This window comes from Kluyvera genomosp. 1, assembly GCF_001266615.1.
In the GTDB taxonomy this organism is placed as follows: Bacteria; Pseudomonadota; Gammaproteobacteria; order Enterobacterales; family Enterobacteriaceae; genus Kluyvera; species Kluyvera cryocrescens_A.
Genome location: NZ_LGHZ01000021.1, coordinates 136,050 through 157,275, shown reverse-complemented (window position 1 = coordinate 157,275; position 21,226 = coordinate 136,050). Strand labels below are relative to the sequence as shown.

Genomic DNA, 21,226 nt, shown 5'->3' with positions numbered 1-21,226 from the left:
CGAATGTCTTAGGTTTTGCCTTATTCAGTAGCAATCCTGATAGAGATTGCAAAATTACCCGCTCTCCCCCTTCGAGTCCAGATGAAATTCACCTCTATGTGACCCAAATCTAAAAATGAAATATGAAAGTACCGTTCTCTCACCGCACTTATTTTACTTTACCGACGTTACTACCCCTTAATTAGTAGAGTCTAATTAATATATGAAGGAGATCACAGATATCATCCTTTATTCTTAAAATTTGATGTCATTAATTTCCGTTGCTGATATCTTGCCGGAAAACTGGATTGTTACTGTATATAACAGGCAAAACCTGCATCACGTTCCGATAATGCTAATAGCACCGTCGGAAAGGGATGCGGGTTTTTTGTTTTTATAGCAAAAATAAAAAGGAAATCTGATGAAGAAGTTATTAATGGGTTTGCTGGTACTGACAGGTGCGATGACCTGTTCAGCCGCAGAACCCGCACCCTCAGTTCACGATGACACCATCAATATCTATTTCGCCCGCCATGGCAAAACGCTGTTTAATACCTTTGACCGCGTTCAGGGGTGGGCCGATACGCCGCTGACGCAGGACGGTATCCGCGTTGCACGCTATTTGGGCGAAGGTTTAAAAGAGATTCATTTTGACCGTTACTACTCCAGCGACGCTGGACGTCAGCGGGAAACTATGGCGGTGATTACTCAGCAAATGGGGGTGACAAACTACCATCTCAACGAACTACCAGGGCTGCGTGAAGCCTTCTTTGGTGGCTTCGAAGGCGGTTTTAATAAAGACATGGCTCAGGCTGGGGCGAAAGCGTTAGGGCTTGCCGATAGCGCCGCGCTGTTTAGCGCCATGAAGGCGGGCACGCTGTCAGTCGAAGATTCGCAGAATGCGTTGGCCAAGGCTGATACCAAAGGATTGGCGGAGAACTATGCGCAGGTCAAAAAACGTACCCAGGCCGCCCTCGCCACCATCGTCGAACAGGCAAAAGCCAACGGCGATAAGAATGTATTAGCGATTTCCTCCGGCACCTCGATGCAAATCATGATCTCAGATTTAACCTCTTCTGCAGAGCGAAATAAGCCTCTCGCCAATGCCGCCGTCGTTAAAATAACCTATAAAGACGGTCAGTATTCAGTGCCTGAAATTGGCACCCTGAAATACGTTGAAGCCGGTAAAGAGAAACTCGCGCAACAGTAATTCATCTTAATTTTGGGGCCAGGCGCTAATTAATTGGCTACGGCCCTATTCTGGGATAGCTCATGAAAATAAATAAAATAGCGACGGCAATATTATTGCTGGGATGTCACACATCGGTATGGGCAAGCAATCAGGAAGAAAATAGTTTTCTGGCCAATCCATTATTTAGTGATTCTTCGATGACTTTATCATTGAAGAACTACTGGAAATACCTGAAAGAAGAAAATGCCAACCCCAAACATGTTCATAACGCCTGGGGCCAGGGGGTTGCCGTTGATTATCAGTCCGGTTATTTCGCCGATTTCATCGGATTTGATGCCGTGTACTACGGTGCGGTAAAACTCGGGGCCAGCGACTATTTCAACTCACGCGGCGTGCTGTATAACAACGGTGATGGCAACAAGAAAAGCAATGCTGAAGGCTTTTCAAAGTTCGGCCAACGCAATATTAAACTCAAGTACACACTCGCTGATACCCACCTCGATGCGCGCTGGGGCTGGCAGGTGCTCAAAAACTACGGGGTCATTTCCACCTCAACGCGACTCTCCCCTACCACCTATTCGGGGGTAAGCGGCGGCGTAAACTATGGCGGTCTTACCCTACGCGGCGCCTATGTCGAAAACTCAATGGACCGTAATTCGCCGGACAAAAAGCAGTTTCAGACCAATACCGGCGCAAAGATTGACCATCTCACCAGCGGAGAGGTGCTGTGGCAAAGCCGCCAATTTGACGCCCAGTACGGCTACGGTGAGAGCGCAAACTATCTGCGCCGCCACCTGCTGTTCACCAAGCTCAGACCTATTGAACGCCTGACCCTCGGCACGCAAATCTACGCCACCCACGCGTTAGATGAGTATCTGGCGATGCCCGCCAGTAAGCGTGATTTCGATAACAATGCCTGGCACTTCGCCATCGACGCACTGTGGCAGGCCGAGCGCTGGAGCAGCAAATTGGGCGTCGGCTATACCAGCGCTAAAAAAGAGAACGAAGTCGGTTTTTATCCACGTCACATGAGTAAAAACTCACGCGGGACCTTTATTTCGATGGCCTATGCTGGCGATGACTATATGCGCGACGGTGAGCTGGTGCTGGCCAATATCTCAGAATACAAGCTGACGCCAGATCTGGCGGTAGGACTTGCTGGCAATATCGCGCAGTTCAATTACAAGGATAACCACGTGCGTAGCGGCGAAATCAACGCCTTTACTCGCTGGACGCCGTCGGCGGCACCGATGAAAAACCTAACCGTGTGGTTGATGTTTGGCCCTGGCTGGTCTTATAAAATGAGCGGAAAGACGCCGGTATTGACCGATGGACACTACACCCGCACGCATACGCTCTCCTCAGAGGCGATTATCGAATATCGGTTCAAGATGTTTTAAGGATGGCGTATAGCACGACAGGAATGGCGTAGAAAGACAGCCCGGAGAGCATACTCTCCGGGCTGAGGGTTACGGTGCGGTGCGGTGAATTTCCGCTACGCGCTTACGCACGCCGTACCAGCCCGCCACCAGCAGAATGGCAATCAACGGCAGAGAGGCGATGGTGAAAGTCCCGTTCGGATAGTCAAACGCCATCAGTACCAGCACACTCAGCAGGAACAGCAGCGTTAGCCATGACGTGAACGGTGCTCCCGGCAGTTTGAAGCTAACATCAGCGGCCTGACCTTCTTTGATGGCTTTGCGCAGACGCAGCTGGCAGATCATGATGAAGCCCCAGGATGCGATAATCCCCAGCGAGGCGAAGTTCAGCACGATCTCAAACACCTGTGATGGCACCAGATAGTTGAGGAACACCCCCACCACATAAACGACCAGCGTTGCCATGATGCCCGCATAAGGCACATGCTGACGGCTCATTTTGCTCATGAACTTAGGCGCGGAACCGCCCATCGCCATCGAGCGTAAAATACGCCCGGTGCAGTAGAGTCCGGAGTTGAGGCTGGAGAGTGCGGCGGTCAGTACCACGATGTTCATGATGCTGCCGATATAGGGTACGCCCAGCTTCGAGAAGAAAGTCACGAACGGACTCTGCCCTGCCTGATAGGCCGTCCACGGCAGCAGCAGTACCAGCAGTACGACCGAGCCGACGTAGAACAGGCCAATACGCCAGATAACGCTGTTAATCGCTTTCGGCACCATGGTCTGCGGGTCTTTACATTCACCGGCAGCGGTCCCCACCAGCTCAATAGAGGCAAAGGCAAACACCACGCCCTGAACCAGTACCAAAGCAGGCAGCAGGCCGTGCGGGAAGAAACCGCCGTTATCGGTGATTAAGTGGAACCCAGTAGCGTTACCATCCAGCGGTTTACCGCTGCCCAGATAAACGGTACCGACCACGAGGAACACCACGATAGCCAGCACTTTCACCAGCGCAAACCAGAATTCCATTTCGGCAAACCACTTCACGCCGATCATGTTCATGGTGCCGACAATCGCCAGTGCTCCCAGAGCGAAGACCCACTGAGGCACATCACCAAAAGCACCCCAATAATGCATATACAGCGCCACGGCGGTGATATCGACAATGCCGGTCATCGCCCAGTTGACGAAGTACATCCAGCCCGCCACGTAGGCAGCCTTTTCGCCGAGGAACTCGCGAGCATAGGAGACAAAGCTGCCGCTAGAAGGACGGTGTAGAACCAACTCGCCCAGTGCGCGCAGAATAAAGAAGGAGAAGATACCGCAAACCAGATACACCAGAGCCAGCGCTGGACCCGCCATTTGTAAGCGAGCACCGGCACCGAGGAACAGCCCGGTACCAATCGCGCCGCCGATGGCGATCATCTGCACCTGTCGGTTACCCATCGCTTTGTGGTAGCCCTCTTCGTGGGCATTAAGCCAGCGCCGTTTTGCCGCGTGTTGCTCCGCAGCCTTTGTGTTTTGTGTTTCCATCGTTTCCCTGTTACCTGTCTGATTAAAGGAATACTGATGGCCGTGCGCGAAGGAACGACTGTCCGCAACGGCCACAGGGTTTTTCCCGTCATTCTATGTAGGGATAAAACCGCCGCGGAGCATCCTACCTGCAATTAATAAGCGGCGCAAAACAAACGATTGCCTAACCGGCATAAAAAAAGCGGCCCTCAAAAGAGCCGCTATCACTTTCAATATCAACGTTTATTTAGTGCATCTGCGATTGAATATTTTATTCCGCAAGGAGGAAGTAATTATTCCTATTCAGGAAGAACGCTTACCGCCTAGTAAATTAATCGATGCGCCTAAGCAAACGATATAGCCAAATAGCTCTACGCCCTCTTCAACCATATTTTTGACAATTCGGGCGTAGCCGTCTTGCAAAATGGATTGCCAAAGAATTGACATCCCAAAAAGTCGGGAAAAAATCAGGATGGTCAGTAACCCTGAAACCATCACACCATAGGATGGCGTACTTGCATAAGCAATAAGCTGCTGTGCGACGCGGGACGGATTACGCAGCGCATAAATAATGCTCACCACGCTCACCAACAGCGCAAACCAGACCCAGCTCCCGTGGCGCACGAGGTCAAAAACGGCGTCCAACTCACGAATCAGCATGGCCATGAAAAAGCCTGCAATCAAGACGTTACACTGTCTCATGGTGCTATCTTTACGGGCACGGATAAGATGAACCAAAACAATAATGAGGAGAATTGACTCCTGGACTATTTCGGTAAATGAGGTTTCAGACAGGCCATCTTTTAGGATATTGACATCAACATGCAGGCACAGTACAGCGGCCACGACAGCCAGAGAAAAAAGGATTATGCGCAAAAGTAAATTAATTAAAATCATAAAAAAATCACAGCGTTTTAATAAACGGGTATTCTACCCTGAACCCCGCCCTTCAACTTGTCCTTATGTGCCACATAATAAGTGATATTTAACCTTTCTTGCTGCTATGAAATTACGCAGCAAAAAAGGCCCGTATAAAAGATGATAAATAATCACCCCTCCGATACTATTTTATTTCTGTATCCTTTCAAGCTGAACTTTATCAGCGGCCTGAGCTTTATCCGCTAACGTTTGAAATTGTGACGAAGTGTAAAATGATGTGGGGGCCGGCAGCCGCTGCATTGCATCACCGGGATAAATTTGCAGTTCTGCCAGATGAGATAACTGATACCCCATCACCACCGCAGGAAACGTTATCTGATAGGGTGGCGTTTTCTCAAAGGCGACAGGCGTCGGCAGGCGATTATTATCCAGACTGTAGTTTCGCTTGAGCACCAGAAATTTGTCCGGCACTCGGCGTTTACTGTTCCACCAATCACCGTCCAGCTCGCGAAACTTGTTCTCCGTTTCACTTTTGGTGGCGACATCCAGCGCGAGCAGCGCTCGTGACAGCTCGGCGGTCATCGCGTCGTTATAGGCTTCCAACGAACCGGCCTTGCCCTGCAAGATCACCGTGATAGCAAGCCGCGCGCCCAGTAGGTTTGAGTAGAGATCTTCCGGTGAAAATGCCGAAATCTCTTCGGAAAAACCGGGCACCGATTGAAAACCATACCACTGGGCAATTTCATGCCACTGCGCCAGCTGAAACGCGATGTAGCCCGACATCCAGGCTGCCAGCGTATAACGCTGCGTCATCGATGCGGGCGGATTAAAGGCGTGAAACTGCAAACGCCGAACGCCAAGCTCATTGCTGTAAAAGTCACGCCAGCGCTGGCCCAGCTTGGGATACAACTGGCTAAAGATAAATAAGGTGTTATCCGCAGTATCGCGGACGTGGGCAATATCGATAAACCCGCCGCGGTGGGTGTAGATAAGCCCATTCTGTTCTTCGCTGAGCCCGACCAGGTTTTTCACCGCGCCCAGCGCGCTGTCGTTATATTGATGATGGCCAAGCGTCTCAAGGGTTAGCACATTGCCGATTTGATAGAGAGGTATCGGTACCCCTATCGCCCGGACGTGAAGGTCGTAGCCAAATGCACAGCACGGGCGCAGCGACTCGGGGGCCGAAAGTCGGCCAGCGACCGACGAGAGCCGTTCAGCTTGCTGGATTGGGAAGAGATGATCATCAGCCCGTACAGAGGCCGTCGCCAGTATCAAAAACACCCACCACTTTGCCATTCAGAAGGCCTCCGCGACCTGAAAATAAAACCCAGCGCTCTCTTTGCCACAATTCCGCTTTGAACAATTGCCCGAGTTCGGGCTGCGTTATCACGTCACGGGCATCGCAGTGGAGACTCGCCGTCGCCCCCACCGGGTGCAACGAAGAAGGGGCATGATAGCGGGAAAAGTATCCCCCGGATGCGGTTCATCGATGTTGGCGGGCATTGCCACTACCAGTACGCTGCGATAGGCGTTCATCAGAAGCGATATTCACCGGCGACAAAAAAGCTATTTCGCTCATTAAATCCGATTTCTGTCAGTAGGTTAAAGTGCGGTGTCATTTCATACTGCGCGCCCACCAGCAAGTTCCATGGCGAGGTAAGTCGCTGTTTGACCGCAAAGCGCCCTTCCCCGCTCTGATTCACCGCATCGATAAGCGGCTGTAACGAAGCGGGCATACTGAGATCGGCAAGGCTGCCTTTAAATTCCTGTTGCACATTCTGGTACATGCTGCCCAACCACACGCTCAGGTGCGATGGCCCCCACAGCCCTTGTAAATTGAAACGATAGCCTACGCGTGGGGAAACGGTCAGCGCCGAAATTTTGCCATCTAAAATATCGAAATCTGTCCGGGTGTAGTTGGTATCAACCAGCGTGAACCAGTTGTCGTAACCGCCGGCCAGCGTAACGCCCGTGCCCCAGGTCGTGCCTTTGAAGTCGAGGGTAAAATCAATATTTTGCAACGAGCCGTTTTCATACAGACGATGCACCGAACCGGCAATCAGGCGGTCGATCCCCGAGTAGCGTGAAGGATCGGCGTCAACGGAGACGTTTGAGACGGACGATCCTCGGGAATGCCCAACCAGCCCATACACATTCAGGAAGGGGAACACCCACATATCGAGTCGCAGCGTTTCGGTCTTACTTTGCTCACGGGTATGTCCGGCATCGATATTAAACATATCGGTGGGAATGGGATGATTGCCGAGCGCCAGCCCCGAAAAACTAATGCTATCGACATCGATATTCTGCCGCATGTTCATGTAGTTCAGGTTAACGCCAAAAGGCAATGGAATGGCGTACCCTCGCGCTCGCGCCTCGTCCCCCCAGATAGGAAACGTACGCTCCTCACTGGTATCCTCAGCGTGAGCAATACCGGAAATGAGCAGCAGCGGCACGACGGTTTTAATCCATCTCATCAATCTCTTCCCCATCAGGTTCTGCGGTTAGTTACAGACCAGAGCCAACATTAAAGTAAAGCGCCTGTTCGTGTTCGCTAAAGGCAACATCAATACCGGTACGTAGCCCATATTCACGTGCAATCAGGTAGCGAAAGCCCGTTCCCCATGCCACCTCGGCGGAGTGATAAAGATCATCGGTGCTGTTTGCGGCACTGCCTGCGCCAACAAATCCCTGCACAATCCAGCGCGGAGTGACCTTCCAGGCTAGCTGCGTTTGTACGGTGCTGACGTCGTTTCCCTGATAGCGATAGCGAGAGATTCCCCGAAGATCGATATAGGGACGTGCCATCGGCGGCAGGTGCGAGTCCTGCTGCGATAAGGTTTGATAGTTACCGGCAAGCGAGAGTGTCCAGTCCGCGCTGAGGGGCACAAAGACTTTGCCATCAAGCGTCAGCAGGTCGTAACGGAAATCGCCCCCCAGCATCTGACCGTAGAACTGGTATTCCCCTTTCAGCGAAACACCGCGCTCCGGCCAAAATAAATTGTCGGTCGTGTCGTATTCCGCAACCAGCCCTAAAGCCGATGAAGTGCTATTTTCCCCCAACAGACGCCGCCAGACGCGGTCTACCAGCGGGTTATTCTGCGCAGAGATATCCATCCTTGCCCAAAACTGTGAGGCGCCAAGAAACACCGGCGTATCGCCCACGCGAAACAGTAATTTTTGCGTCCCACCGTATCCCTGGGTTTGGGTCTCAATCGCTTTATTATGACCAAAGCCGATAACATCGCCGGTATAGATGTCCAGATTGATATCGGCGTAGCCCCCCGCCACAAAATACCGGATGCTATCGTTCAACCAGGTTCGCCGATGGCCACCACCGACAAACCAGCTGCCATTTTGCGTCGCGCCGCCGCCGAAGGCGCTGATCGCCGGAGGAATGTAGCGCCCGTTCTCCCGGCTGCCTTTGCCGTGCAAAAACAGCCCAAATAGACCGCCGCCGTAGCCCACGGCAGGTTCAGTGATGACAACCGGTACCGGCAGGAATCCGTAGGGGTTGTCCTGAAGAAAATGGCTCATATCCAGCATGCCGTCTTCCGGGTCGATCATACTGGCGGACTCCGCACGCCCGCATACTAAGGCCAGAATAAGCGCCGCGATACACCGCCGGGCATACAAAGCGCGCCCGCTCACAGCAATGCACCCGATAGAGGAAATAATGGGCGAACAACAGCGGGATTCATCCCTATGCATAACTTTCACCAGGCAAAGAAAATTATTGTTTGTTTAGTGTGAAATAATGTTTACCGATCGCGTTTATTTCAGCTTAGACCAGCATTCGATCAATTCAAGTGATAGACCATCGCTCCCCAATGGTAATTCGGCGTGCATGGTAGCTTACAAACAATACGTTATCACCAGGCAAGTGGAGATATTTTTATTTAAACAAACCGACCTTTGCCGAAACATATAAAATATTAATAAAATCATGCCCCGTTTATTTAAATTGGTTATTCATGCGTAAATTACACACTCTCATTCTCTCCGGTAACCTGACGCCTCACGCCATCGGAACTATCGATATACTCTCGGCAATAGAGAGCCTACAACTAACTGTTACAAAAGACATTAACCCTGAAGATGTCAACCTTACCGATATTCATTCGGCACATCAAATCAATGGCTATCACATCGATAAGATCATCTGTTATATCAAGAAGACACAGTTTAAGATCAACAATATTGATGATTTATTTTCCAGTGACAGCCCTATTAGCCGCTCATGCCATGCGCTAACTCAAATGGAAAAAATACGGCTAATGAATGATTTTTATGCCAACAAAGCAAATCAGCCGGGCCTTAATGCGCTGAATAATTCATTAGCATTATTATTTCAGCAACTGGAAAAAAGATAAGCGCCCCAGTATCTGAACCAGAGCGCATCTATCATTCATCGGCATACCGTATTTTCATTACCGCTCGCGCAGCGCTTCTTTCACTTTGGTCGTTCATGTAGCACCATAAATTTTTGGCGTGAAGTCCTGGCACAACGAATACACGGTCGGTTAGGCATTTGTGATCAGAGTAAGGATGGCTATTAGGCTAGAAATATCATTTTTCACCATAGATATCAGAATCAGCCATAAAAATAATTGCTCTGTCGATATCCCCCCAGCCCGCATTTACTCCGTTTTTTCTCTGGCGTATTACTTACCGCGTTCCACTACAACCAAGAGATTAACGAGATGAGAATACTAATTGTTGAGAGCGAATTTCTACATCAGGATACCTGGGTCGGTGCCGCTGTGAATCGCCTGGTACAGGCGCTCAGCCGCCAGGGTATGGAGGTGATGCAATCCACCTCGCTCGATGACGGTTACGCCATCGTCGCGGCCAATGAAGCCATTGACTGCCTGATGTTTAGCTACCAAATGGAAGAGAAAGATGAGCATCAGCGCGTGCGCCAACTGCTCGATAAGCTTCGCGAGCGTCAGCAGGGCGTGCCGGTATTTCTGCTGGGTGAGCGTGAAAAAGCCACTGCGCTGATTGACCCGCAGCTCATGGAGCTTATCGATGAGTTTGCCTGGATTCTGGAGGATTCCGCCGACTTTATCGCCGGACGTGCCGTTGCCGCGATGAATCGTTATCGTCAGCAAATGCTGCCGCCGCTGTTCTCGGCTCTGGTGAAATATAACGATATTCATGAGTACTCGTGGGCAGCGCCAGGCCACCAGGGCGGTGTCGGCTTTACCAAAACGCCAGCGGGGAGGCTGTATCATGATTACTATGGTGAAAACCTATTCCGTACCGACATGGGGATCGAGCGTGCCTCTTTAGGTTCTTTGCTGGATCATACTGGCGCATTTGGCGAGAGCGAAAAAAATGCGGCGCGAGTGTTTGGTGCCGATCGCTCCTGGTCAGTGGTGGTCGGGACTTCCGGCTCAAACCGCACCATTATGCAGGCCTGTATGACCGATGATGACGTGGTGGTGATTGACCGTAACTGCCATAAGTCCATTGAGCAGGGTCTGATCCTCACCGGCGCAAAACCGGTCTACATGGTACCCAGCCGAAATCGCTACGGCATTATTGGGCCAATCTACCCGCAGGAAATGCAGCCGGAAGCGCTGCAGGAAAAAATCCGTACCAGCCCACTCACCCACGAATATGCGGCACATAAACCGTCTTACAGCGTGGTGACCAACTGCACCTACGATGGCGTGTGCTATAACGCCAAAAATGCGCAAGCATTGCTGGAAAAAACCAGCGATCGCATTCATTTTGACGAGGCCTGGTACGGTTACGCACGTTTCAACCCGGTATATCGCGATCACTACGCTATGCGCGGCAACCCTGGCGACCATACCGGCCCCACTGTATTCGCGACCCATTCCACCCATAAATTGCTCAATGCGCTGTCCCAGGCATCCTATATTCATGTTCGTGAGGGCCGTGGCGCGGTGAACTTCTCGCGCTTCAATCAAGCCTATATGATGCACGCCACGACATCGCCGCTGTACGCCATCTGCGCATCAAATGACATCGCCGTTTCCATGATGGATGGCAATAGCGGTCTGTCGCTGACCCAGGAAGTTATTGATGAAGCGGTCGATTTCCGTCAGGCGATGGCGCGTCTGTATCGCGAGTTTAGCGAAAACAACGATTGGTTCTTTAAGCCATGGAACAAAGAGACGGTTATCGACCCGCAAAACGGCAAAGAAATAGCCTTTGCGGATGCGCCTGCTGAACTGCTGAGCCACGATCAGAACTGCTGGATTATGCGTCCAGATGAACGCTGGCACGGTTTTAAAGATCTGCCGGATAACTGGAGCATGCTGGACCCTATTAAAGTCAGTATTTTGGCCCCGGGAATGGGTGATGACGGCAACCTGCTGGAAAGCGGCGTACCGGCCGCGCTGGTCACCGCCTGGCTTGGCCGTCACGGTATCGTGCCGACACGCACTACCGACTTCCAGATAATGTTCCTCTTTTCAATGGGGATTACCCGTGGGAAATGGGGCACGCTGATTAACACACTGTGTTCCTTTAAGCGCCATTACGATAGCAATGCCCCACTGTCACAGGTTATGCCAGAACTTACCGAACGGTATCCAAAAACCTATGCTGCAATGGGGGTACATGATTTAGGCGATAAGATGTTTACCTGGCTGAAAACCAACAATCCGGGGGCCAGTCTGAATGCCGCCTACGCTTCACTCCCAGAAGCAATGATGACGCCGCGCGATGCCTACCAGGCCATTGTCTCCGACAACGTCGAAATGGTGGCGATTGACGGACTACAAAAACGCACCGCTGCCAACTCCGTGATTCCTTATCCACCGGGTATTCCGATGCTGCTCTCCGGTGAAAACTTTGGTGACAACAGCAGCCCACAAATTGCCTATCTGCGCGCATTGCAGTCCTGGGATCATGAATTCCCAGGGTTCGAACATGAAACGGAAGGGACGGAAATTATTGATGGTATGTATCACGTGATGTGTATCAAAGCCTGAAATAATCAACAGTTTTGAGCCGGAAACGAAAAGCCCGGAAGCAGTCGTCAATTTAAATCCTGAGTCTCACTTTTGCGCGGGGTCGCTCCGCGCTTTTTTCAGTCATGGAGGTAGTTTATGATTTTAATGGTCACCAAAGATGAATTCCTGTTCCAGGGGGTGACGCATTTGTTCACTAATGAAAATGTCATCAGAATAGACAAAATGGTAGATATCCGTCAACAGGTGACGGATTCCACAACAAAAGTAATTATCGATGTTTATCATAATAATGTAATTGACGATAATGCAGTCAGAATCATCGAGATGCTCAACGTCGAACGTATTATCGTGTTAGCGCCTTTCCATATCAGTCGAATAAAATGTCGTGCGGCAATACTCTTTGTTAACCGGAGAATACCACTGGCAAACTGGCCCTCTCTCATGACGTCGACCGAAATATCCTACTGCAAACCCAAAATAGGTTTTTCACATAATCAATTGAAAATTGTCAGCCATGTTTTGCATGAGGAAGAGAACCATGATATTGCCTCTGCATTGAAAATTTCCGAAAGTACACTGCGCAGCCAGAAATTTAATATCATGCTCAAGCTAAAACTCCGCAGAATGAGTGATATTGCGACGCTCAGTATCTCCCCATACTTCTAAATACTATTTGCCTTATACGATCTACCCACACGGGTAGATCGCATATCATTTCGTCATTATTTGCTAAATAAACGCCCAAGCGACCAACAACTCAATGCACTCACGATAAGTTCAATACCCACCACCAGCGAAACCATCATTATCGATGTTTGCGGTGCGGCATTGATAAAACACCAGGCGATGAGTAAATCAAGCATGCCGATAAGAACCTGAATCCAGCGCCCCTTAGTTGTACGATGATGGAACCAGTCCATAATACGGATGATTCCACCCAGGGCGAAGAGACAGGCAAGGAAAGTGCCTATTGTAAACAAACCAAACTCCGGCGCGCCGATAAATAGGCACCCCATGACGACATAGGCAAGACAAATCAGCAGCCCAGAGATGACAGGCCAAAAATTACGCACCCGGTTTTTAATCATTATTGCCAAATAGGCGATACTGCTACAGATCAACACCACGCCAAGGATCATGGCGAGAATATCCCCAGATATAAAGGGAAACGTAATGAATAGGACCCCAGATATAAACATCAAAATAGCAATAAACCTGAGCAGATTTCTTTGTTTCTCGAGAACCTTCGCATCCAATCTAGCCATAACTTCCTGATTTATATTTAACATATTCAACTCCATAGATTAAAACAACTAAATCACAGTTTGAATTTACCGCAAAAAAGGCTACTGGATAAATAAAGTTTAATAAAAATTTCTGACATAAGATTCTTAAAAACAAATCAACCAATTGTTTTTTAATGGCTTTTATTATTTAACAATATCTATATCAATACTATTACCGCTAGCGCTCAGTGTCGTCAGTGATATAATCATCTCGTCACATTAACTGTATTATTGAGGATGTCATCATGAAGAAAGTATCCGGTATTATTCTCGGTAGCCTACTGTTGATCCCAACGCTGAGCCAAGCCGCTGAAAACTCAAAACCGGTGAATAATTGGACCTGTGAAGATTTTCTGGCACTGGATTCCACTTTCCAGCCTACCGCTGTGGGTTTTGCGGAAGCCCTGAACAACAAAGATAAACCAGAAGATGCCGTGATGGACATTAAAGGGATTGAAACCGTCACTCCGGCCATTGTGCAGGCCTGCACCGCGAATCATAAAGCCAGCTTCAAGGACAAGGTAAAAAACGAATGGGACAAGTTTAAAAAGCATATCTAATGGATAAAATTCGCGTTAATATCTGAACTGACTTAACGAGTCTATCAACAGGGGTGAGCATTTGGTACATTAAGTTTATCACCCCTGCTGATGAAATTTAAAATTAGAAATTTTAACCTATTTCCCCAATACCCTTCCTTCCCCGGGCTGCTCATTATCGCTTTCCACTTGTGGCAAAAAAAATTTACACCATTAATTTCCTTATCACAATTGCCATTATCATAACTTAGTGTATTTTATGCCTTCTTTTGATTCATCATACAATTAACCTTTAACCTCAATATCCTTAAATTTTTTTGAGGTATTTTTGTTCGTATTCCTGGAGTGCGTGTATGAGACTGAATAGCAGTGCCCCTTGTGTTGTTGTGCTCACTGAGAAAGATGTTAAGGTAGAAATTAATAATAATACCTCACTCACATTGCCGGCGAACCATTTGAACATCGTCGCTTGCAACAATAACGTTATAGACTTTACCTATCTGGATAATGCTCTAGTTGCGCATATGAGTCGTGCTGTTCTGAATGATTACTTACAATTTCTGAATAGAGACTTGACGCAAATCACTCCTTGGCCACGACAGGCAACCCCCGTTATTTCTTGCCATTGTCGGACCCCGGAAGTATTCCGCGAAGCAGCACTACACAGCGTACTTGAAACCAATGATAGGTGTGAAATTGAGCGCACTCGCTCATTACTCTTTACCGTTTTATCTGTATTTCTTGAACACCCTGGATTTATTGCACTAATCATGCAAATGCTACGCAATAGTATCAAAGAGAGTGTTTACCAGATTATCCAGAGCGACATTCAAAAAGAGTGGAATTTGAGCCTGGTCGCTAGCGCGCTCTGCCTGAGCCCTAGTCTGTTAAAAAAGAAGCTGCAAAGTGAGGAAACCAGCTACAGCCAGATAATTACGGATTGTCGTATGCGCTATGCTGCACAGCAGTTACTCATTGCAGATAAAAACATCTCACAAATTTCTCAACTGTGTGGTTATCGCAGTACCTCTTATTTCATTTCCGTATTCAAGACTTTTTACGGCATGACGCCGTTACATTATGTCACACAACATCGACAACAATATCTCACTACCGAATGAAGTTAAGATATTGGCCAGAATAATATCAGCAACGGATATACCCCTTTGTACCTGCTAAAATAGCGCCGGCAATACGTTATTATTTCCCCGAATTAAATTCAGGAGAAATATTATGTCAACCGACGCAGATGCGAACAAAGTGGGCCTCATTCCCGTGACCTTAATGGTTTCCGGGAATATCATGGGCTCGGGGGTTTTTCTGCTGCCAGCTAATCTGGCTGCAACCGGCGGGATTGCTATCTACGGGTGGCTTGTCACCATTATTGGCGCACTGGCGCTATCGATGGTGTATGCCAAAATGTCGTCTTTAGATTCCAGCCCCGGCGGTTCATACGCCTATGCCCGTCGCTGTTTTGGCCCATTTCTCGGTTACCAGACCAACGTCCTGTACTGGCTTGCCTGCTGGGTAGGCAATATCGCCATGGTAGTAATTGGAGTGGGCTATTTAAGCTACTTCTTCCCCATTCTTAAAGATCCGATGGTGTTAACCCTCACCTGCGTGGCCGTGCTGTGGGTATTCGTTCTGTTGAACATCGTCGGACCGAAAATGATCACCCGCGTCCAGGCAATCGCCACCGTGCTGGCACTGATTCCTATCGTCGGAATCGCCCTCTTTGGTTGGTTCTGGTTTAAAAGCGAAACCTATATGTCCGCATGGAACGTCAGTGGTCTTAGCACCTTTGGTGCCATCCAAAGTACGCTCAGCGTGACGCTATGGTCCTTTATTGGGGTTGAAAGCGCATCAGTCGCTGCAGGCGTAGTGAAAAATCCAAAACGCAACGTGCCAATCGCCACCATTGGCGGTGTGCTGATTGCGGCCGTTTGTTACGTTCTTTCGACGACGGCAATTATGGGGATGATCCCGAACGCCGCACTGCGACTCTCCGCCTCTCCCTTTGGCGATGCCGCCCGCCTGGCGCTCGGCAATACCGCGGGCGCAATCGTCTCGTTCTGTGCGGCAGCGGGTTGTCTTGGTTCTCTTGGTGGCTGGACCCTGCTGGCAGGCCAAACGGCGAAAGCGGCAGCCGACGATGGCCTGTTCCCCCCTATTTTCTCTCGTGTAAACCAAGCCGGCACGCCTGTTGCCGGACTGCTTATCGTGGGCGTACTGATGACCATCTTCCAGTTCAGCAGCATTTCACCCAATGCGGCAAAAGAGTTTGGACTGGTCTCTTCTGTCTCGGTGATCTTCACCCTTGTACCGTATCTCTATACCTGTGCAGCACTGCTGCTGCTTGGCCACGGGCATTTTGGTAAAGCACGCCCGCTGTATCTTTTCATCACCTTTATCGCTTTTATTTACTGCATCTGGGCGGTTGTAGGTTCTGGAGCAAAAGAGGTGATGTGGTCATTTGTCACTCTGATGGTGATTACTGCGTTCTACGCGCTTAACTACAACCGGATTCATAAAAATCCCTATCCATTAGATGCCCCAGTGGATAAGGCATAGCGGAACGGAAGGAAATAAATCATCCCTGACTAAAGAACAGAAAATAAAAAAATGAGCGCCAGAAAATATCATTTATGGCTATTTTCATTGGTCAAAACGCTCTCTTTTATTTGACGCAGTATTATTTAGCTAGCCGACATTTGAAACATTGCCGGCAATATCAGCATCTCAATATTTATTATGGAGTTTATTATGATTAACAAATTTACACTCTCCACGGTGGGGATTCTTACCACTGCACTGCTGGCCACCGCAGGCGTTAGCGCCGTTGCCAAAGAATTGACACCGAAAAATATGAGCTGCCAGGAGTTCATCGACCTCAATCCGCAAACTATGGCACCGGTCGCGTTCTGGATGCTCAACAACGATGTTGATTTTAAAGGCGGCGACTACGTCGATTTCGATGAAACCGAAACCACCGCGGTGCCACTCACCTTAGAAATTTGCAAAAAACATCCACAAAGCGCGCTGAAAGATATTAAGGACACCGTGAAAAACGAATTGAAAAAATAGCCACCGTACAGACAGTCACGAAAATATCCCCCTTTTGTTTTCATCCGGCCTGTTCCCCCGGAGCTGTCTCATTTACACCCTTACATATTCAGTAAGGGTGTAAGCCTTCCCCTGCTAAACCTCGACACACCTCAACCGCTCTCTAAGTAATGCCAGGCTCGAAGAAACCGCAGTTACGGGTATGAACGAATATGAATAAACACATCGCATTGAACGACAAGAGGACGGCGTTGTGGTTTTTGGACAATACTGAACAGGCTAAAGCAGACGAATGGGCATACGGAAAGGTCTTCAGAAACGAAAAACCCGAGCAACTTAGTTGCTCGGGTTTTATATTTGGCGGAAGCGTAGAGATTCGAACTCTAGAACCCTTTCGGGTCGCCGGTTTTCAAGACCGGAGAGAATAAACTATAAATCAATGAGTTAGCTTTTATAACTGGTATATGCAGGGTACTTAACGTCTACTTTTTTCAATAAGTTAGCCACTTTTCCCCAGTTAATATACCAACAACTTAAGCGCTCACATTTCCAGTTGCGTAGTGAGGCAATAATCAGATTGACTCTACCATCGAGCACTCTTGCTGGTCACTACCACATCCGTTACGCCTTTTGCTGCTACTTTCAACGCCCGGTTGAACGCAATAACGGTTACAGGCTTACCCTGAAATTTGACCCTGTTAGAGTGGCTCTGAAAAATATAGATATCACTAGGGTATCTTTCCCTGCGCGCATGTATGAGATTACGGACAAGGGGTGATATCGCAATCAGCTTCTCTTTAAATTGCCCTCTCTCCTCAAGAGTAAGGTATTTTCCGTCAAAGTTACTGTACCGCAGATTGATGGCCCAGCTAACGCCAACGGGTACGAGATGAAGAAAGACCCACAAGTCAGCCCAGGTATCGCTAATGTCTTTTAACCTGCAATTTATTAGCGCGACTTGTTCGGTAGTAAGTTGACTCATTCTGATATGTCTTATATACGGAGCGGACTATAAAATACATTAACTCAACCAGTTACCTTATGCCCACCCCATATTTTAGTTTTCCGTTTACGGTATGTCTGATACTGGTCTTCGATCAGCCAGCACCACGGTATGAACACTTGCCCCGCAGCAGCCTGCACTTGCATACCGCAGGCTGCTGCAATCACGCATTAAGTACCAGATGCCTTCATATCTGCCATCATCTTTTCCAGATCCGTAACTTTTTGCTGTAGTGCCTGAATGACTGTGATCATGTCCGCCATTACTGCGCGGTCATTTACGTTAAGAATCTCAAATTTATCACCGTCATCGTCTCCACCTGCTCCACCCTCAAACACATACGTCGGGTCAATTTCACCCATTTGCTGAGCGATGAAACCACGTTGTTGAATTTCTTGTCCATTGTATTTGAACTCGCAGATGCCAATACCAGCAACTCTTTCCCACGCACCAGATTTAGGCGGAACAAAATCATATTTGATCCTAACGTCAGAACCCTGAACGGCCAGAATGCCTTGGGGTGAGGATGTTTGACCGCTGCTACGCAGCTCCCACCAGATGTTTTTATTCGGATCGTTATCATAGTTCATCCGCCAGGCATGGCTATAATACGCACCAGGTACCGTGGTGTTATAGCAAAGCACGGTGTGATAAGGGCTTCCAACATAATAAATTGCGTTAGTGCTATCTGGTGAAGCAGAGGATGGTTTTTTAACTAAGGCGGCATTTGCCCCGAGTGCGCTACAAACAACCTGCTTCGAAACAACACTATTTGGGACAGTCATATTTCCGGTAGTTTCAAATACAAAGTCTGCAGTAGCATTGTTTACTTTATTAGTTGCCCGGATAACGGCCACTGAAACAGCTGCCCCATATTGTGCCTGTGCGATTATTTCAGCCGTGTATTTACTGGCCCCTGTGGCCCAATATTCGGACTTGACCGAACCACCTCTAACAATGGTGTTATCCGCTGGCGCTGTTGCATCTCCATCGATAACGCTCCACGACGTATTAGCCGCCACAAACCCACCAGAAGCACGAACAAGCCAAACACCTGATACTTGGCGCGGTGCAACCTCCCCAGATACACGACCAAAGCCAGACCACTGACGCCCCGCGTTAAAACCGAACTCAACAGGGTAATTTGCCCCAGTGTTAGTCTGCACACTCAGGTCTCCAAGACCATAGAAAGTGTTTGAAGACCTTGATGCAAAAAAAGGTGAATCAGCAGGGAATGGATAAGCCTCGTACAAAGCAGCTACAGCAGAAAACACATGCAAGCCGAAAAACCCAGACAAATTAGGCAAGCCAGAATCACGCGTCACCATATCGGCCGCACCAGTACCCCCACGGAAGAACACACCAGGAATAGAGCCCGGTTGTACGCCGTTCCAGTCAGGTACGCGGAAAGTTGTTGTTCCGTTGCCGTTTGAATACGAGCCACGTTTAGTTACATCTGCCAGCCAGGCCGCGTCAGTGATAGGTGTGGTCTTTTGTGCCCACGCCCACAGTTCAGGCCAGTCTGCACGATTAACTAACTGACCGTCACGAGGCAGACAGTTTGGCGGGTAATATGCTCGCGTTTCCCATACTACCGCCTCGCCTATGTGGTAGTTCATAACGCCGTTCATCGTCGGACCGGCCGTGCCGCTCTCGATAAGGTTTCTGACCTGTCGCCACGTTGGAGCATCGTAATCATTGACGGCATCGGCTGCCAAAGGCGTTGCCCCAATCGGCCGGACGTTGAGCCAGGCCGCTGCGCGGTCGGCAAGATCGGAAAGATTCAGACTCTTTTGCAGTGCCAGCAGCGGGTTTGATGCCCCGGCCTGCTCTGCTGATTCCTTTGCCTCTTTTGCCTTCTGTATAGCTACTTCTTCCGACGCTGCAGAGTTGGTCTCTGACTCGGCCGCATTATTTTCTGATGCGGCAGCGGCAGCGGCGGCGGCCTGTGCATCATCTTTGGCCTGAATGATAACGGGCTTATCATCTGCTACCTGCTGAGCATCCGCGTGAATCTGTTCCGCCAGGGGGATTAGCTCATCAATTTTCAGTGTTTTCATTACATCAATCAGCTTGAGCCAGGAAGGCCCTGTGTAGCTCGAGCCGTCGGCCATTTTGATGGTGACGTCGCCGTTGACTTCCAGCAGCTGATACCAGTTATCGATTTCAAGAACACGCTGGCGGATTGCATAAGATGTATCAGCTGCCATTTGTCCGCTGATGCGGTTCAGAGTGTCCCGCGGCATCGCCGTCCAGGCGCCAGCAGTTACCGCCGGGCCGTTGTAGCTTCTGGCAAGAGTCAGCGCTGTGTCGCTCTCGATAGATTTCACTGGCAGCGTATACGTCACACCACCAGCGGTTATAACAATAAAATCACCCGCGGAGAGTGCAGTGGTGAATGCCGTTCCATCACCGGCCACCGCCGCTGTATTATTTTGAATGGAAATTGTTCCAGCAGACATTGCCTACTCCTGATTAGTAAAAGTTCGGTATGACGGGGAGCTTCACACCCGACACGCCCTCAGACTGAATATCAAATTTTTGCCGCGACACGCGCCTGACAATCCGGCCAAAGCCACTTTTCACACTTCCCCCGCTCATCATCAGCCCTTTCATCCTGACGATATTCCAGCTGGTTGAATTGGTGGCAGGACGTACTGCCCATCCACAGGTGCCAAGCGGTACCATGCCGCCTATTCCCTGCCAGCCAGCAGAGGGATAGAAAAAGCCCTGAATCACAAATGGTTTGCGTGTTGTTGAGAAAGTACACTGACCTGCGGCGTTAAAATAATTAAGCCCTGTGCCGGGATATGGAACAGCATTCGCAAATATCGCAATACGTACCCATATATTCCCGCTGGTTTCTTCATAAATATTCTGATCGAGAGTGCAATAAATCGTATTACCCATTCTCGATAATACCGCGCTGGGATTATCCCAATAAGCGAAAACCAAACCATCAACAGGAATATTCCACGCGCCGTTTATATTAACGTCGCCATACCATACGCAACTTCCGAGATTGGCGTTGGTGGGGATTGCAGTAAAATCAGTCGTGCTTTCGATAAGTAAACCAGAATTCCCGGATTGACTGGCTGGAGTGATAAACCAGACCTGACCACCCCACAGGTTCTTTCGCCTGGGGCGACCACTGGATGAGCCGGAGGTAAGGCGTAAACGCCCTGACTCCTGCGTTACACTGGTCAGGTAGGCAACCGTTGGGTACAAGTCACTTCCTACGTCATAAGCGGCTACAGTTTCAACGGGGATATAGACCGATTCATATCCCCCATTCCAGCCCGGTGTATCAATATACGAAACTTCGTTACCGTCACCATAATACCCACCCGCAACCCCTGTACTAAATACAGGGGCGCGGAGTCCGGCAGTAATAGCCATAGGACGGCCATCATTTAAATCAATAAATAATCCATTTGGCAT

17 protein-coding genes are annotated in these 21,226 nt (G+C 49.3%); 9 read left to right on the top strand and 8 right to left on the bottom strand.

The features are described from left to right. Positions 1-400: 400 nt before the first annotated feature. Positions 401-1,189 carry a histidine phosphatase family protein gene (locus KP80_RS13420; RefSeq protein WP_052284145.1) on the top strand — a complete coding sequence of 263 codons (789 nt, stop codon included), beginning with the start codon at positions 401-403 and terminating at the stop codon, positions 1,187-1,189. Positions 1,190-1,251: 62 nt separating this feature from the next. Next, positions 1,252-2,571, top strand: coding sequence for an OprD family outer membrane porin (locus KP80_RS13415; protein WP_052284144.1), 1,320 nt, complete (start codon positions 1,252-1,254; stop codon positions 2,569-2,571). 69 nt (positions 2,572-2,640) lie between these two features. On the opposite strand, the gene ansP is transcribed toward KP80_RS13415, so the two are convergent. From ansP to KP80_RS13390, 5 genes are all read right to left on the bottom strand, one after another. Then, entirely contained in the window at positions 2,641-4,083 is a 1,443-nt protein-coding gene (gene ansP / locus KP80_RS13410) for an L-asparagine permease (protein WP_052284143.1), read from the bottom strand. Between the two features lie 282 nt (positions 4,084-4,365). Further along, a complete protein-coding gene (locus KP80_RS13405) occupies positions 4,366-4,959 on the bottom strand; it encodes a hypothetical protein (protein WP_052284142.1) in 594 nt (197 codons plus the stop codon). A gap of 171 nt (positions 4,960-5,130) precedes the next feature. Then, positions 5,131-6,237, bottom strand: coding sequence for a DUF4056 domain-containing protein (locus KP80_RS13400; RefSeq protein WP_052284141.1), 1,107 nt, complete (start codon positions 6,235-6,237; stop codon positions 5,131-5,133). Between the two features lie 239 nt (positions 6,238-6,476). Next, positions 6,477-7,418, bottom strand: coding sequence for a porin family protein (locus KP80_RS13395; protein WP_052284140.1), 942 nt, complete (start codon positions 7,416-7,418; stop codon positions 6,477-6,479). A gap of 31 nt (positions 7,419-7,449) precedes the next feature. After that, on the bottom strand, positions 7,450-8,508 hold the full coding sequence (locus KP80_RS13390; RefSeq protein WP_231625926.1) for a BamA/TamA family outer membrane protein: 1,059 nt from the start codon (positions 8,506-8,508) through the stop codon (positions 7,450-7,452). Positions 8,509-8,915: 407 nt separating this feature from the next. On the opposite strand from KP80_RS13390, the gene KP80_RS13385 reads away from it, so the two are divergent. The 3 genes from KP80_RS13385 to KP80_RS13375 all read left to right on the top strand — a co-directional run bounded on the left by KP80_RS13385 (position 8,916) and on the right by KP80_RS13375 (position 12,560). Further along, complete coding sequence (locus tag KP80_RS13385) at positions 8,916-9,314, top strand: hypothetical protein (protein WP_052284139.1); 399 nt, start codon at positions 8,916-8,918, stop codon at positions 9,312-9,314. A 330-nt stretch (positions 9,315-9,644) separates the two neighbouring features. After that, positions 9,645-11,912, top strand: coding sequence for an arginine decarboxylase (gene adiA / locus KP80_RS13380; RefSeq protein ID WP_052284138.1), 2,268 nt, complete (start codon positions 9,645-9,647; stop codon positions 11,910-11,912). A gap of 117 nt (positions 11,913-12,029) precedes the next feature. Continuing rightward, entirely contained in the window at positions 12,030-12,560 is a 531-nt protein-coding gene (locus tag KP80_RS13375) for a helix-turn-helix transcriptional regulator (protein WP_052284137.1), read from the top strand. A 56-nt stretch (positions 12,561-12,616) separates the two neighbouring features. Here the strand turns inward: KP80_RS13375 and KP80_RS13370 are convergent, their stop codons facing one another. Further along, complete coding sequence (locus KP80_RS13370; protein WP_052284136.1) at positions 12,617-13,183, bottom strand: HdeD family acid-resistance protein; 567 nt, start codon at positions 13,181-13,183, stop codon at positions 12,617-12,619. Positions 13,184-13,425: 242 nt separating this feature from the next. Between KP80_RS13370 and hdeA the strand changes: the two genes are divergently transcribed. The 4 genes from hdeA (at position 13,426) to hdeB (ending at position 16,803) form a co-directional block, all read left to right on the top strand. Then, positions 13,426-13,740: an acid-activated periplasmic chaperone HdeA gene (gene hdeA, locus KP80_RS13365; RefSeq protein ID WP_052284135.1), complete on the top strand. Its 315-nt coding sequence runs from the start codon at positions 13,426-13,428 to the stop codon at positions 13,738-13,740. A gap of 332 nt (positions 13,741-14,072) precedes the next feature. After that, positions 14,073-14,840, top strand: a complete 768-nt coding sequence (locus KP80_RS13360; protein ID WP_052284134.1) for a helix-turn-helix domain-containing protein — start codon at positions 14,073-14,075, stop codon at positions 14,838-14,840. Between the two features lie 112 nt (positions 14,841-14,952). Next, entirely contained in the window at positions 14,953-16,290 is a 1,338-nt protein-coding gene (gene adiC / locus KP80_RS13355) for an arginine/agmatine antiporter (RefSeq protein WP_052284133.1), read from the top strand. Between the two features lie 195 nt (positions 16,291-16,485). Then, the gene (hdeB, locus tag KP80_RS13350; RefSeq protein ID WP_052284154.1) at positions 16,486-16,803 is read left to right on the top strand and encodes an acid-activated periplasmic chaperone HdeB; all 318 of its coding nucleotides are present in this window, start codon (positions 16,486-16,488) and stop codon (positions 16,801-16,803) included. 1,152 nt (positions 16,804-17,955) lie between these two features. On the opposite strand, the gene KP80_RS13335 is transcribed toward hdeB, so the two are convergent. Together KP80_RS13335 and KP80_RS13330 are read right to left on the bottom strand one after the other, a co-directional pair. Beyond that, positions 17,956-20,247 carry a tail fiber domain-containing protein gene (locus KP80_RS13335; protein ID WP_052284130.1) on the bottom strand — a complete coding sequence of 764 codons (2,292 nt, stop codon included), beginning with the start codon at positions 20,245-20,247 and terminating at the stop codon, positions 17,956-17,958. A 13-nt stretch (positions 20,248-20,260) separates the two neighbouring features. Further along, a complete protein-coding gene (locus KP80_RS13330) occupies positions 20,261-21,226 on the bottom strand; it encodes a DUF6453 family protein (RefSeq protein ID WP_052284129.1) in 966 nt (321 codons plus the stop codon).